This window comes from Nostoc sp. DedVER02, from assembly GCF_034530675.2.
Lineage (GTDB): Bacteria > Cyanobacteriota > Cyanobacteriia > Cyanobacteriales > Nostocaceae > Nostoc.
On record NZ_JAVRCP020000010.1, the window covers coordinates 78,899 to 93,762 of the forward strand.

The following is a 14,864-nucleotide window of genomic DNA, read 5'->3' on the forward strand; positions in this document are numbered from 1 at the left end:
AACCACAAGTTGTAAGGGCAATTCGTGAATTGCCCCTACCAGAAAATTTTTCTTTTCAAATATTGTTTGCGTAAATCCTGAATTTATATTGAAAAAGGAGTACTTTAGCCCAATTCTAGATCGTTCTACAGATAATTTTTGCGATAGTAAGCTTGATATTCCGCAGATAGCAGAGGTTCCCACCAATCACGATGATTGAGATACCATTCAACTGTTAAACGTAAACCCTCAGCAATTGTTACTGAAGGTGTCCAACCAAGTTGAGTTTTAATCTTGTTCGCATTAATTGCATATCTCCGATCGTGTCCCTGTCTATCCTTGACAAAAGTAATCAACTCTTTTGCTGGACGTATTGGTAAATCAGGTGCTAATTCATCCATCATCTGACATAAAAGTTGCACCAGGTTGAGATTTTCTACCTCATTGTTGCCACCAATATTGTACATTTCCCCTGGTTGACCATGATTAATTACTACATCCAAAGCACGACAATGATCGCCCACATAAAGCCAATCTCGCACATTTTTACCATCACCATAAACAGGTAATGGTTTACCTATTAAGGTATTGATACACATTAGAGGAATTAGCTTTTCAGGAAATTGATAAGGGCCATAATTATTAGAGCAATTTGTGATAATAGTTGGAAGTTTATAAGTATGATAATAAGCACGCACTAAGTGGTCACTGCCCGCTTTCGAGGCTGAATAGGGACTATTAGGAGCGTAAGGTGTGGTTTCAGAAAAAGCAGCATCATTTGCACCCAAACTACCGTAGACTTCATCAGTCGAAACGTGTAAAAAACGATAATCAGATGGTTGTGCTTTAGCTTCCCAATATTGGCGAAAAGCTTCTAGTAGCGTGAAAGTTCCTACTACATTGGTTTGTACGAAAGCAGCCGGCCCAAGAATCGAACGATCAACATGAGATTCCGCAGCAAAATGGGCGATGGTATCTATATTTTCTGTTGATAATAATTGATCTACGATGGTGCGATCGCAAATATCCCCTTTCACAAACCGAAAATTCTCTTTTCCCTCAACCATCGCCAAATTCAAACGATTCCCCGCGTAGGTAAGCGCATCCAACACCACCACCCGCCCGTTTGGATAAAGCTGACACCAATGATGGACAAAATTTGCCCCAATAAACCCCGCACCCCCAGTAACCAATAACCGCCGACTCATTCAATTTCCTCTCTTATTTCTCTCTGTGTTGCGCCAGTTGCTACAAGTCGGGGAACCCGCCCAACGCACTGGCTTGGCTTCTCTGCGCCTCTGCGGTGCATTTCTATTACTTAAAATATTTCTTCCTCAGCTTCCCGTATATCTTCTGAGCAAGTAATTTTGCCATACGTACTCTCGTCAAACTCTTAATATTGGATGGCTGCTGGATTCTATGGTCAAAAAACTCATTTAACTCATCCAAAATTACTTGGAAACGCTTAATAATATTTTCAGTTCGATATTCAGCAAAAAAATCTTCAGACAAACTAAAACTTCCTGAAGAATCAATCACCTTGAGAATCCGTTGTACATCATATTCTTGAGAATATCCAGCAATTTTATAGCAATTAAATCCAGGATCTAAGTAATCAGCCAATCCCCCGTTGACACTAGAAAATACTTGACAACCACAAGCAAGAGCTTCCATTGGTTGCAAACCAAATCCTTCACTAACACCCTGTTGTGCCCAGTACTCAGCCGAATCATAGAGGTAAACCTTCGCTCGGTTAAATAGTCCAGGTAAATCCTCTATATAAGAATCAACAACCAATACTTTACAACGTTTTTGTAACGCTGGAATCAATTCTTTAATTAAATACTCAGAAGATTTACGAGCTTGAACTAAAACATCAATATCCCGTTCCAGACCTAAATTTTGAAACTCATCAGAAATTTGATTTGGCAAATAATAAATCAGAGAATTGGGTGATTTTTCTCCCCAGTATCCCATTGTATAGCGGCTAACAGTGATAATCGGAATACTTGCAGGTAGTGTGAATGGATAACCTGGACTATGTGCATGGTAAACAACATTATATTGCTTAAGTTTAGCCACGAGTTCAGCTATATGAAATCCCCAACTGATGATAAAAATTACATCATTTAAATTTTTCTCTTTGAGCAAATCATCAAGAAAAAGCTGATCTTTTTCTCGTTGACGGTAAGTTACAAGATCAGCATTAGAGAAATTATGAGCCAGTTTAAGCGCTTTTAACTCAGCCCAAAGACCACCACAGGCAAATTTGCCATTTGTACCGGGAAGTAAGAAGTAAAGTTTTCTCATAATTTTATTTATTTGGGAATTGGGAATGGGGAATGGGGAATTGGGAATTGAAAAGAGCCAGACGGTAAAACTAATCTCCCTGCCCCCTGCCCCCTGCCCCCCTGCTCCCCTGCTCCCCTACCCCCTCATTCTTGCCAACCCACTTTAACAAAATGTGCCTCACGTCCCCAAACGTCGCGTGTACGGGTAATATTTTCAATTGCTAGGTTAAAAGGAATAGCTGTTGTTAGGTAACGCTGTGCTAGGGAACCTAAATCAGGTGCGATTTCGGCTGCTGTCGTTGCTGCTAACCCTAAACCGATAATTTGCTCGATTGGTCGAAATGGTAGTAACAGATGCACACCAACAGCTAGTCCAGCCGTTAGGAGCATTGCTACTGATAAATTTGTGCCACAACGGGGATGTATAGCTAAATCCCATTCTCCATTGGTGAGGCGATGTTGAGCAAGTGCGATCGCACGCCGCAAATCACTAATATTTACCTCACCATAAAGGTAAAATCCATGCTCAGTAGACAAACCGCTTAATAGTTCGTTATCTCGTTGAACGTTAGCAGGTTGGCCGCTTTGTGATTCGCTAAGAACCCAAACTGTAGCGTGTTCTAAGGCATGAACCTGCCGGATCGTTAGAATTTCTTTCAACCCTGGAATAAATGAAAGCTGCTTGAGTAAGTCGGCATCTTGTGTGGGTTGCGGAAAGTCTAAGGGGCGGTATTCTGGTGCTGGAACTTTCTCTGATACAAGTGTCGTAAAATCAAAGTTAAAAAATTCAAAGGCAGACGAGCCACCCTGAAAAGAAGCAGAAGTATTCATTGGAACACCGCTCTCCAAGCCGATGGAGCAATATAGATTTCTCTCAAATGTAACGCTTGCACTACTGAATTGTTGCTAATTTTTGTTTATTGTGATTTGTCATTTGTCATTAGTTCTTCTGTTTCACTCATCTCCCTTTGTCCCCACTCAGCACTAGACACTGAGTGTCCAACCTGGTTCTGCTGAATTTGGAAAGGAATTCTGATATGAATTATAGTTTCCGAGTCCGAAGGTCAGCTGGCTCCACTAACATAAACTCCAGCTGAGGGAAGGACTCGGCACTTTTGGTAGAATGTTCGCACTGAAAACTTAGGCGTGAAGAGGGAAATCAGTAAACCTCAAAATTGGCTTGTCACCATACCAGACCAGAGCAATTACGTTACTACTAGTAGATTGTTTATTCGATCTGGTTAGGCAGAAGACAGCAATTAACATCATTCAAGCAGACTTTGCCCCACTGTAAAGCCCAGCGCACAAGAGCTACTCGATTTTCTGTCTCGGTCTTGGTCAGAATATTGCTGATATGGTTATCAACTGTACGTTTGCTAATCTCCAGCTTTCCTGCAATCTCTTGGTTAGTTAAGCCAGCGGCCACTAGGTCGATAATTTGCAGTTCTCTGTCTGACAGACTAACGGGGGTCTCAGACTTGCCACCAGCCATGACTATTTCTATGCTCCTTTGGTATATGTACTTAACCGCTCTTTCTAATTCTAGAAGATTCTTTTGTTGGTAGGGGTTTCAAGTGTTAACAGTAATACTATTGTCAATATTTTCTTTGGATTTAAAGTTGGCAAGAATATAAATCACAATAATATACAAGTATTATACAACACTTGCTTTAAGATAAAAATTAGTAAAAATATTTAGATGTTTTAGGCAATCATTTAGAAGCAGATAGATGTTATGGAGTAGCAAAAATTGCTATTGAATTCTATGAAGAACTGGCGACAGATTAGCAAAAATTGTTGTAGATTTTATACTGTAAATTCTTAATTCAAAATCGAAATCTAAAATCTAAAATGAAATGAGCAATTCGCGTGTTTTGTGCTTTGGCGAAATTTTGTTTGATTGTTTAGCCGATCAATTAGGGTTAAAGCTAGAAGAAGTTAAATCTTGGACTCCCTACCCAGGAGGGGCACCGGCTAACGTAGCCTGTGCTTTAGTGAAGCTAGGGACGACAGCAGGATTTATTGGAGCCGTTGGTGAAGATGAACCAGGAAATGCACTGGTTAAGTTATTACAAGATGTGGGTGTAGATACAACAGGAGTACAACGTCATCCCACAGCACCAACGCGGCAAGTTTATGTTACACGGGATCTGGCTGGCGATCGCACCTTTGCCGGATTTGGTGAGTATGACACCGCAGAATTTGCCGATACTCGTCTGCAAGCCAAACAATTGCCAGATTCGCTGTTTCAAGAGGCAGATTTTCTGGTTTTGGGTACTTTGGAATTAGCCTATCCTGAAAGTGAAAAAGCAATTTACCGCGCTTTAGAGTTAGCAGAAAATTACGATCTGAAGATTGTGTTAGATGTCAACTGGCGGCCTGTATTTTGGGATGAGCCAAACATCGCTCATCAAAAAATTCCAGAATTATTTAAGCGAGTCGATTTTCTCAAACTCTCCAAAGAAGAGGCGGAATGGCTATTTGAAACCGCAGATCCCGGAGCCATCACTTACCGCTTGGCTTCGATTGAAGGAGTATTAGTAACAGATGGAGAAAATGGTTGCGCCTACTGTTTGGGTGAGAATGAAGGCAAATTACCTTCCTTTTCCATCCCCGTAGTTGATACCACTGGTGCAGGAGATAGCTTTTTGGCAGGATTTATCCATCAACTGAGTCAGAATGGCATCCACAGCTTGCGGGATGCCGAAACAGCAAAACGCATTGTTACCTACGCCAGTGCTGTTGGGGCACTGACTACCATTAAACCAGGTGCGATCGCTTCCCAGCCAACAAATGCGGAAGTCGAAGCGTTTTTAAGCACACACAAACTTTAAAAACTAGTAAAACCAACAAGAATATCAGTCTTTAATGGCTGATATTCAAAGAAGAACTGCTGACTGTCTAATCCAAAATTATTTATCAAACAGAATTCAGGAGTCAGGAGCCAGAATGGGCTAAACGCCCCGCTATCGCTAACAGAATGAATTTTGAACGAAAGAGCGGATGAATAAACAGGTTTAAAATCACCATCAAATTGAAAATTTCGTGTCTTCAATCAGTGGCGGATCTGAATCCTCCACTGATTATATTCTGACTACTGAATTCTGAATTCTGACTTCCGACTTCTGACTTCTTTTTCAATCTTTTTGGTGATGTAACCGAATTCCTAAAAAGATGTCATAAACAAACTCAAAAAAGTCCTTTTTCTGTAACAATCCTGAACTTTGATAACATCCTTTTTCATCTAAAAGTGGCTTCATCACATAGTATGCAGGTTGGTAATTATACCAAGGAATCGAAGGCCACAAATGATGAATTAAGTGATAGTTCTGTCCCATAATTAGAATATTGAGAACTGGATTTGGGTAGACACGAGCATTTTTCCAGCGATCGCGTTCTGCAAAAGGACGATGGGGCAAATAGTCAAAAAATAATCCCAGTGCTATCCCCACTACAAAAGCGGGTATAAACCAAAAGTTCAGAATGTAACCCAAAAAATGGTATTGCACTGATATATAAACAATTACACCAATAATCAAGCGGCTGATGAACCATTCTAATAGCTCATATTTGCGCCATAGTCGCCGTTGAAAGAAAAACACCTCATGGTACAAAAACCGCACTGCAATCAACCATAGCGGCCCACCCGTAGAGACATAATGATCTGGATCGTCTTTGGGATGGTTGACATGGCCGTGATGCTGTAAATGCACTCGCGTAAATACTGGAAAAGCAAAAGCTAGCATCAATGCACTACCATGCCCTAACATCGCATTCATCACCCGGTTGCGATGGGCTGATTGGTGACAAGCATCGTGAATAACCGTCCCAGCACAATGCAAAGCAATAGTGTTAACGCTAAAGCATAGCCAGTGCGGCCATTCCCACAGCCAGTAACCAAAGTTAGATAACACCAGCATTGCTACAGCTACCAAAAACAGCAGTAGCGTGGGATTAAAATCACCAGGAGGCGCTAAAAATTCCTTTGGCGGGATTGTCATTGGCTTTTGTGCCTCCGATGCGATCATTTCTAACATTGACTCCTTCTTAATCAAACATTACGAATATACGACAAATATTAGGGAAGAATAAAGTTTTGTAACCTTTTGTATAGCAATATTTATCCACGGCTTTGTATATCAGTAGATGAATAGCGCTATCATTCCAAACAAGAACTAATCTTGACTGATAAATGGGGTATGGCAATTGGCAAAAAGTTGATGGGATAAACTCTTTCGTTGGGAGGATAGATACAAGATTGATGTACTATATCTAGTCTATCCCACAGCCCTTACTCTCCGATAAAACCTCTCTAACTGCTTACATTTATTGGTACAGCAGTGACTGAAAAGGAGATCCAACTTAAGTTACGATGACTTCCCAGATAGCTCCCTCACTTCAGCCCCTATGCAATTAAGAGATTCTCTGCGCCGGACAAAAATTGTTGCTACTATTGGCCCCGCTACTAGCAGTCCTGAAATGCTCAAGGCGATTATTGAAGCGGGAGCCACGACGCTGCGGCTAAACTTTTCCCACGGAACTCATGCCGATCATCAGCGTAGTATTCGCTTAATTCGGCAAACCGCCTTTGAACTAAATCAACCAGTGGCTATTCTCCAAGACTTGCAGGGGCCAAAAATTCGCTTAGGGAAATTTGACAACGGATCGATCGTTTTGGCAAAAGGCGATCGCTTTACCTTGACAAATCGCCCAGTAATAGGGACACAGGAAATTAGCTGCGTCACCTACGATTATTTAGCCGAAGAAGTCCCTGTTGGCGCAAAAATTCTCCTCGACGATGGACGAGTAGAAATGCTGGTGGAAGAGATTAACCGCGACAAAGGTGATTTGCATTGTCGCGTCACCGTCCCTGGTAAACTTTCTAACAACAAAGGCGTAAACTTTCCCGGCGTTTACCTGTCAATTAAGGCAATGACCGACAAAGACCGAGAGGATCTGATGTTTGGTCTAGATCAAGGTGTAGATTGGGTGGCACTTTCCTTTGTCCGCAATCCGCAAGACATGATCGAAATTAAAGAACTAATTTCCAGTACAGGCAAACAAGTGCCGGTGGTTGCCAAAATTGAAAAACATGAAGCCATTGAACAAATGGAGGCAGTTCTGGCTTTATGTGATGGTGTGATGGTTGCCAGAGGCGACTTAGGCGTGGAACTGCCAGCAGAAGATGTTCCCGTACTTCAAAAGCGGCTAATTGCTACAGCAAATCGCTTGGGGATTCCGATCATTACCGCCACCCAGATGTTAGACAGCATGGTGAGCAATCCTCGCCCCACCCGCGCCGAAGTGTCGGATGTGGCAAATGCGATTTTGGATGGCACGGATGCGGTGATGCTCTCCAATGAAACTGCCGTGGGTAGCTTCCCTGTAGAAGCAGTGGCGACAATGGCGCGGATTGCCGAGCGGATGGAGCAGGAGGAAGCTCAACATTTAAACTTGCGTTCTTTAAAAGATTCCCGGCGCTCCATTCCCAATGCTATTAGTCAAGCTGTTGGTCAAATTGCCGAACAACTAGGTGCATCTGCAATCATGACCCTAACGCAAACTGGGGCAACTGCTCGCAATGTCTCTAAATTCCGTCCCCAAACACCGATTTTGGCCGTGACTCCCCATGTGAATGTAGCACGGCAGCTACAGATGGTGTGGGGAGTAAAACCATTATTGGTGCTAGGATTACCTTCCACTGGTCAGACATTTCAAGCTGCAATCAACGTGGCTCAGGAGTTGAAATTACTGTCTGAAGGAGATTTAGTAGTGATGACTGCTGGTACACTCCAGGGAATTTCCGGCTCTACAGATTTGATTAAAGTAGAGGTGGTGACGGCGGTACTAGGTCATGGAATCGGACTCGGACAAGGTTTAGTGAGTGGTCGCGCACGGGTGGCTAATACTGGCATGGATGCTAGTAACTTTAATCCGGGAGATATATTAGTTGCACCGCGCACTAGTGCTGATTTTGTCGAAGCTATTCGTAAATCTGCCGGAATTATTACGGAAGAGGAAAGTCTTACAAGTCACGCGGCCGTCATTGGTTTACGTCTCGGCGTGCCAGTGATTGTTGGCGTGAAGCAGGCAACACAGGCGATTAGAGATGGAGCGATTATAACCCTCGATCTGCAACGCGGTTTAATTTACTCTGGGGCAGTGAGAACGCCTTAAGGCAGGGGGCAGGGGGCAGGGAGCAGGGGGCAGGGGGAAGAAGAACTATTGATTATTATCCAATTCCCAATTCCCAATGCCCAATTCCCAATTCCCTAAATTAAACAGTCCCGATCGCAACTCCAAGCCATCCAGCAAAGTTTTTCTGCTGTGTGGAGTTAGGATAATCAACAGGTTTTACTTGGTATCGAGTGGGATGTGGTGACGCGAGTTTAATGGAATAAGTACGCAGTTCGTCTTGGTGGAAAACTGTAACTTGGATGGTATCGTTTGGTTGGTAATCTTTCAGGCGATCGCTTAAACTATTTGCTGTCACCTTAATCCCATCAATTGCTAACAACTCATCACTTGCATCAATTCCCCCTACTTGTGCAGGTGAACCAGTTTCCACAAACTTAATCATCTCCCGCCCATTCTCTGTATTTATTCTCACACCCAAGTAAGGTTCTTCTTGCTGTTCAGCTACCAATTGCAAGCCAAAGGGTTCCAAATACTGATTAAAAGGCAAATCTTCAGTACTATCAATGTAGCGTTTAAAGAAATCAGTCAAATCGATTCCGGCGACAGATTCGATAACTTCCTGCAACTGTTCTGGGGTATAGCCAATTTCATCTTTACCAAATTGCTGCCACATTTTCACCATCACGTCATCAAGAGAACGCTCGTTGTTGTGAGTAGAGCGAATCAGTAAATCCAGCAACAACGATACCATTTCTCCCTTTAAATAGTAGGAAATTTGGGAGTTACCGCTATTGGCATCGGGGCGATAGAGTTTAATCCAAGCATCGAAACTCGACTCGGAAACGGGTTGTACCTTGCGCCCTGGAGTCGTTTCATATCTGGTAATTTCTTTACTCAAATTATTTAAAAACGACTTAATATCATAAATTCCTGCCCGCAAAGGAATTAACACATCGTAGTAACTGGTAGTACCTTCACAAAACCATAATGATGGTGTGTAGTTTTCTTGGTCGTAATCAAAAACCTCTAATGCTTTTGGGCGAATTCGTTTGACGTTCCACAAGTGAAAAAACTCGTGCGCTACTAATTGCATAAAGCGATCGTATTTTTCCTGAGCGCGAAACCCAAAACGTTGATAAATTAACGAGCAAGAGTTTTTATGCTCCAAACCGCCAAAAGCTTGACTAAATAAATGTAGCAGAAACACATATCGTTCATAAGGCAAACCGCCGAACATCTGCGCTTCTACCTGAATAATTTTTTGGATATCAGCAATCAACTGCTGAATTTGGTAATTACCTTTCCCCCAAATTGCCAGTTCATGGGGTTTTCCTAAGACTTCAAATTTATACAATTGGTGGCTACCAATCTCAAAGGGAGTATCCACCAAAGTATCAAAATCGCTAGCCAAGAAAGTATTTGTTTCTTCAGCAACGGGAGTTAGAGCAGTAGTTACTTGCCATTCCGGGTGTGGTGGTACAATGGTGACGCGAATCGGTTGCTTATCCCAGCCTGGGATTCTGAAAAATAGTGCCGCCCCATTAAAATAACCGTGAGTAGCATCCAAGTGATTTGTCCGTACCGATAGCTCATTGGCAAAAATGCGGTAACGTACAGTTAATTCTGAAACACCAGTTTTGTCTACTTGCCAGTGATTTTTACTGATTTTTCGCCAAGGTAAAGGCTTCTCTTCTGCAAAAGCTCCAAAATCCTGTAAATTCTTGGCATATTCCCGAACTAAGTAAGAACCAGGTGTCCACACCGGCAATTTTAAATCGAGAATCGGTGAGGGATAATTGACAAGGTGCAAAGTTACTTCAAACAGATGGGTTTCTGGTTGAGACATTGCCACCAAGTAATGAATCGTTGGCCCGGTTTGGTGGATGTAGGCGTTGGGACGAGTTGCTGTTGCTTCAGTCATCTTGGGTGCTGAGGTAATTGTTGATGGGGTATTCCCCTTTGCGATCGCGGAGCGTCTTGTAGAGAAAATAGTAATTAGTAGTTAAGACCCCACGGATAAATCCGCTTGCTCTCAAATAAAGATTACAGTTTATTTCTTTTGCGTAACTCATATAGTATTTATGCATTGTACATAATTCTTACAGGTCATTTGGGTATTTCAACCATATTTAGCAGCCTGCAATGTCTACGATGAGCTAGACCAACGCACCAAAATCTGCACTGGCGGAAGGTTCTCAGATGTTTGATTTCCCATTTCCTAGACGCGATTAATCGCGTCTCTACTTACTCTTTATTTCCTTGCTCATCTGTAGAGTAAAATTGTTGGGCATAAAAACGGGCATAGCGTCCTTCCTGTGACAAGAGGGAAGTGTGAGTACCAGTTTCAACCAACTCTCCTTGTTCTAGTACGAGAATGCAGTCAGCCCTACGAACACTGCTCAAACGATGGGCGATAATAAACACGGTACGGTTTTGCATCACTCGCTCGATCGCTTCTTGAACTAATGCTTCTGATTCCGAATCTAAGGCAGAAGTGGCTTCATCCAGGATCAGAATTCGAGGATCGTTGACGATCGCTCTGGCGATCGCTAATCTTTGGCGTTGTCCACCAGATAAATTGACTCCCCGTTCCCCTACCCAGCTATGATAACCTTGGGAAAATTGGGTGATGAAGGAGTGAGCATTAGCAATCTTTGCTGCTTCCTCAATTGCTGGCAAATCTAATTCTTCCTGACCGTAACCGATATTTTCGGCGATCGTTCCTGAAAACAGGGTAATGTCTTGGGGAACAATGCCAATTTGACGGCGGAGGCTGGTAAGTGTGACATCGCGGATATTTATATCATCAATGAGAATTTCGCCCTCAAGAGGGTCATAGAAGCGAAGTAAAAGATTAATTAAAGTCGATTTGCCCGCCCCAGAAGAACCAACCAAGGCAATCACATTGCCAGGAGAAGTATGCAAACTGAGATCCTTGAGGACTGGTTGGCTGGGATTGTAGGCGAAATTGACATGACGATACTCTACCTTGCCAGCAACTCGTGGTAGTTCCTTAGCATTGGATTGTTCGCTTAAGCTAGGCTGCTTCGCCATCAATTCAAAGATGCGTTCGACAGAAGCCTCGGTCTGTTTGTACTCGTTGTAATTACTAATCAACAGGTCGATTGGCTGAATCAGTATAGCCACAGCAGCTAAGAAACTGATAAAGCCTTGGGCTGTCAACTGATTTTGAGAAATCTGCCATCCTCCCAAGAGAAACAGCAGCATAATGCTAACTGCTTCTAAAAAACCAACAACGGGAAACTGAATAGATTTGAGTTGTAAAGCACGATACTTAGCTTGGCGATTGCGTTCTGCTTCCTGATTGAATCGCTTAACTTCATACCCTTGTGCTGCAAAAGCTTGGACGACGCGAATCCCGCTAAATACCTCAGTTAGCAGCGCCGACAAATTGGAAACCTGATTTTGACTCTGGCGAGATAGCACAAGTAATCGCTGACCAAATTGCCCGATTAACCAAGCCATCAAGGGAGCCAAAAGCAAACCTGCAAGGGTGAGTTGCCAATTCAGGTAAAGCATGTAAATGGGAATCGCAATCAACTGCAAGAGATTGGAAAGAAATTGATGAGATAACTTGTCTACAATCTCACCGACGCGATCGATATCTTCAGTCAGCCGATAAGTGAGATCGCCAGTCTGTGTAGTTTCAAAGTAATCTAATCCGAGTTTGTGCAGATGGGCGTAAACCCGCTTACGCAAGTTTAAAACCATGTTGAGGGCAGCAGCAATCATAAAGACATTCTGCCCGTATTGACAAAGCCCTCGAAATAAAAATACTAAAGTACCTATTCCCAGCCAGTAGGCAATCTGATTAACATTTCCCTGACCAAGAAAAAAAGCAACCTGACCTGCTAGGTAAGGTATTGCTAAGGTAAGCAACACAAATCCTAAAATACAAGCGAATCCCCGAACTAAAAGCGGCCATTGGGGCCACAGATAAGGTAACAGTTGCCAGTAGCTAGAGCGGACTTTCATAACCTTCACTATTGAAATTTAGCAGCTGTGTCAGAATTCATGTGAATTCTGAATTCTGACACAATTTCTACTCAGTTTCCCCTAGAGAGGTTAGCAAAAAGCGGGCTATTCTTTCAGATGCGCCGGGTGGTCCAAATCGCTGAGGGCCATTTTCTTGACACTTGGCAAGGTAGTCTACATCTTGTAAAGTTTCGACGACTCTTCGAGCCGCTTGCTGAAGAATCTCAGAGGTTGCTGGCTTAGTGCCGATAACTTGGGCAGAAATTCCCAACAGCCGGGTTTGCGACTCTGCAAATTGATAAGTAAATTGGGGGCCTTCTCCAGGAATTTGGATAATCGGTTTGCCGATCGCCACTGCTAAATCCACTGCCAGCCCTGCCATACCAATGACAAGGCTACAGTTACATAAAATATCACTAAAGGCATCTGAATAACATCTCACTTCTACAAGGGGTGATTCCTCAGCAGAACTTCCTGGCGGGCAATAAGTGAGTACGCCTTGATTCAGTTGCCAACCTTGACTTTTAGCAATGTCGTCTAGTTGCGCCATCAAATTTGGTACTAAGGCAGCACGAAACTGGAATCCTGACTCAGGCATCACTTTGGCAATTTCTACCACCAGTTGTAACTGCAAACAAAAATTTCGCGCCGCTTCTGGCATTCGCGATCCTGGTAAAAGAGCGATCGTGGGAATATCGGGTTTCAGATGCAAGTCTTTGCCCGTGGGGACGAGGTAATCTAAAGCTGGAATACCACCAAACTGAGCTTTAGCTATACCTTGGCGTTGAAGGTCAGAAGCCGTATAGGAATCTCTGGTGAAAACTCCCAGACATCGAGAAGAATTTAAATCATGCCACAGCAGTGGATTGAGATACAATTGCCCTTCATAGAGGGCAGAAAGACAAGAGATAAACGAGACGTAAGGGCGCTTTGTTAAGTAAGCAAAAGTCTGGGAGATAAAATCTCCAGTAGCCATAATCAAATCGCAGTTGGGAGCATACTGTAACACCGCTTGTAACTGTCGCCACGTTAACCCAATTAGTCCCGATTGAAAATCTTTGAGCAAATAGAGGCGCTTCATGTAAAAGAATCCTCCAGAGGGCATTGTTTGGGTCGGGCCAATAATGGGAATGTCCAAGCTGCGGTAAGCTTTTCCTTCGCCCACAATCGGCATTGCTGCCATCTCAATAGAAGGACACAATTGGCGCAGGGTCTGAATTACATGAGAGGTATGGTTGTCCTCTCCGTGGCCGTTACTGATAAACAAGATTCGCTTAAAAGGCATCTTGGGATTTGGATAGGTCTAAAATGCTTGCTTGGTGAAGATTTTAAACCTACATTGGGCGACTAGTCCAAGATAGTCAAACAATTTGTAAGTAGGTTGATGCTATTAAGGCTAACTAGTGGGGACTGTCATTTGTCCTTTGTCATTGGTCATTGGTAAGAGTTTAAAGCCTATTTACGTTTCGTAATCTAGTTGAATTTATTTCTGCCGACTTACTTGTCGCTGAATAAATAAAGCAGTCACACTTTACCAGCCAAGTTCATCAACTGTTTGAAGTTCACAAGATAATTGATGTTGTTAGCGCTATCAATCTTGATCCACCCTTTTTCATGGAGTTTTTCCATAATTTTGGTAGTTTCATCAACGCCGATTTCTGTAACTTCTGCTAAATCTTTAAAGGGAACATTAAAAATTTCTCTTCCTAAGTCTGATTCCTGACCATAGCTTTCGCCTAAAGTCACTAGAGTATGAGCGAGTTTGACTGCTGGTGGTGAAGACCGCATTTGTAAGCGCTGGTTAATTTGCCGCAATCGCCGCACCATCAGTTGCAACATTCGATGATGTAACTGCGGGTCTTTAAACAATATTTGAATAAAACGCTCTCTGGAGATACTAAGCAACTTTACGGGTGAAAGGGCAATGACATCGGTTGAGCGTGGAGATTCATCCAAAATTGCCATTTCTCCAAAAAAATCGCCACGACCAAAAATTGCCAAAGCTACTGAATCCTCCCCGACGGTACGCCGGACTTTGACCCAACCAGAAACCACGAAGTAAACGGCGTTACCCCAGGCATCTTCCATCACAACGGCTCGCCCAGATGGGTATTCATGTTCAATTGCAACGTTGAGCAGCCATTCTAAGGTCTGGGGGTTGGCTGTACTCATCAAGGGGAAAAGTTCACTAAAAACCTCAGTTAACATGAAATATCTGCAAGAAATGGATTCAAGAGCGTGAAAATAATTTCGTTACTATAAGTTTTTTAAACCGTAATTTTACTTAGAATGCGATCGCAAAATTCGTATTTATTTGATCTGAACCTCTAAGGTCGATCGGTCTAGAATTCTATTACAACATAACAATTATGTATGCGATCGAAATCAGAGGTTTCACTGACAAAACCCTTTGGGTAGGGAATTGAGGATTGGGGATTGGGGATTAGGGATTGGGAATTA

The 14,864-nt window shown here is 42.9% G+C and carries 11 protein-coding genes; 2 read left to right on the forward strand and 9 right to left on the reverse strand.

Features of this window, described 5'->3' with window-relative positions; all coding sequences use genetic code 11:
* Positions 1 to 125: 125 nt before the first annotated feature.
* From rfbB to RMZ41_RS13035, 4 genes are all read right to left on the reverse strand, one after another.
* Positions 126 to 1,187: a dTDP-glucose 4,6-dehydratase gene (rfbB, locus tag RMZ41_RS13020; protein WP_322641858.1), complete on the reverse strand. Its 1,062-nt coding sequence runs from the start codon at positions 1,185 to 1,187 to the stop codon at positions 126 to 128.
* Positions 1,188 to 1,293: 106 nt separating this feature from the next.
* Positions 1,294 to 2,289, reverse strand: a complete 996-nt coding sequence (locus RMZ41_RS13025; RefSeq protein ID WP_322641857.1) for a glycosyltransferase — start codon at positions 2,287 to 2,289, stop codon at positions 1,294 to 1,296.
* Positions 2,290 to 2,414: 125 nt separating this feature from the next.
* Positions 2,415 to 3,101 (reverse strand): DUF6391 domain-containing protein, encoded by a 687-nt coding sequence (locus RMZ41_RS13030; protein WP_322641856.1) that lies wholly within the window; start codon positions 3,099 to 3,101, stop codon positions 2,415 to 2,417.
* A 397-nt stretch (positions 3,102 to 3,498) separates the two neighbouring features.
* Entirely contained in the window at positions 3,499 to 3,762 is a 264-nt protein-coding gene (locus RMZ41_RS13035) for a helix-turn-helix domain-containing protein (RefSeq protein WP_012410583.1), read from the reverse strand.
* A 364-nt stretch (positions 3,763 to 4,126) separates the two neighbouring features.
* Between RMZ41_RS13035 and RMZ41_RS13040 the strand changes: the two genes are divergently transcribed.
* A complete protein-coding gene (locus RMZ41_RS13040; RefSeq protein WP_322641855.1) occupies positions 4,127 to 5,104 on the forward strand; it encodes a carbohydrate kinase in 978 nt (325 codons plus the stop codon).
* Positions 5,105 to 5,407: 303 nt separating this feature from the next.
* Here the strand turns inward: RMZ41_RS13040 and crtR are convergent, their stop codons facing one another.
* Complete coding sequence (gene crtR / locus RMZ41_RS13045) at positions 5,408 to 6,298, reverse strand: beta-carotene hydroxylase (protein ID WP_322641948.1); 891 nt, start codon at positions 6,296 to 6,298, stop codon at positions 5,408 to 5,410.
* A gap of 379 nt (positions 6,299 to 6,677) precedes the next feature.
* Here crtR and pyk point away from each other — a divergent pair, with 379 nt between their 5' ends.
* Positions 6,678 to 8,447, forward strand: coding sequence for a pyruvate kinase (gene pyk, locus RMZ41_RS13050; RefSeq protein WP_322641854.1), 1,770 nt, complete (start codon positions 6,678 to 6,680; stop codon positions 8,445 to 8,447).
* 100 nt (positions 8,448 to 8,547) lie between these two features.
* Here pyk and RMZ41_RS13055 read toward each other — a convergent pair whose 3' ends face one another.
* The 4 genes from RMZ41_RS13055 to RMZ41_RS13070 form a co-directional block, all read right to left on the reverse strand.
* Entirely contained in the window at positions 8,548 to 10,329 is a 1,782-nt protein-coding gene (locus tag RMZ41_RS13055) for a M61 family metallopeptidase (RefSeq protein WP_322641853.1), read from the reverse strand.
* Between the two features lie 323 nt (positions 10,330 to 10,652).
* The gene (locus RMZ41_RS13060) at positions 10,653 to 12,404 is read right to left on the reverse strand and encodes an ABC transporter ATP-binding protein (RefSeq protein WP_322641852.1); all 1,752 of its coding nucleotides are present in this window, start codon (positions 12,402 to 12,404) and stop codon (positions 10,653 to 10,655) included.
* Between the two features lie 67 nt (positions 12,405 to 12,471).
* Positions 12,472 to 13,689 (reverse strand): lipid-A-disaccharide synthase-related protein, encoded by a 1,218-nt coding sequence (locus tag RMZ41_RS13065; RefSeq protein ID WP_322641851.1) that lies wholly within the window; start codon positions 13,687 to 13,689, stop codon positions 12,472 to 12,474.
* A gap of 239 nt (positions 13,690 to 13,928) precedes the next feature.
* Complete coding sequence (locus RMZ41_RS13070) at positions 13,929 to 14,612, reverse strand: Crp/Fnr family transcriptional regulator (RefSeq protein WP_322641850.1); 684 nt, start codon at positions 14,610 to 14,612, stop codon at positions 13,929 to 13,931.
* Between the last annotated feature and the right edge of the window lie 252 nt (positions 14,613 to 14,864).

Coding starts and splice junctions, on each gene's coding strand:
- RMZ41_RS13055 (WP_322641853.1), bottom strand. CDS start 10,329: ATGACTGAAGCAACAGCAACTCGTCCCAACGCCTACATCCACCAAACC.
- RMZ41_RS13070 (WP_322641850.1), bottom strand. CDS start 14,612: ATGTTAACTGAGGTTTTTAGTGAACTTTTCCCCTTGATGAGTACAGCC.
- RMZ41_RS13040 (WP_322641855.1), top strand. CDS start 4,127: ATGAGCAATTCGCGTGTTTTGTGCTTTGGCGAAATTTTGTTTGATTGT.
- RMZ41_RS13035 (WP_012410583.1), bottom strand. CDS start 3,762: ATGGCTGGTGGCAAGTCTGAGACCCCCGTTAGTCTGTCAGACAGAGAA.
- crtR (WP_322641948.1), bottom strand. CDS start 6,298: ATGATCGCATCGGAGGCACAAAAGCCAATGACAATCCCGCCAAAGGAA.
- RMZ41_RS13025 (WP_322641857.1), bottom strand. CDS start 2,289: ATGAGAAAACTTTACTTCTTACTTCCCGGTACAAATGGCAAATTTGCC.
- pyk (WP_322641854.1), top strand. CDS start 6,678: ATGCAATTAAGAGATTCTCTGCGCCGGACAAAAATTGTTGCTACTATT.
- RMZ41_RS13030 (WP_322641856.1), bottom strand. CDS start 3,101: ATGAATACTTCTGCTTCTTTTCAGGGTGGCTCGTCTGCCTTTGAATTT.
- rfbB (WP_322641858.1), bottom strand. CDS start 1,187: ATGAGTCGGCGGTTATTGGTTACTGGGGGTGCGGGGTTTATTGGGGCA.
- RMZ41_RS13065 (WP_322641851.1), bottom strand. CDS start 13,689: ATGCCTTTTAAGCGAATCTTGTTTATCAGTAACGGCCACGGAGAGGAC.
- RMZ41_RS13060 (WP_322641852.1), bottom strand. CDS start 12,404: ATGAAAGTCCGCTCTAGCTACTGGCAACTGTTACCTTATCTGTGGCCC.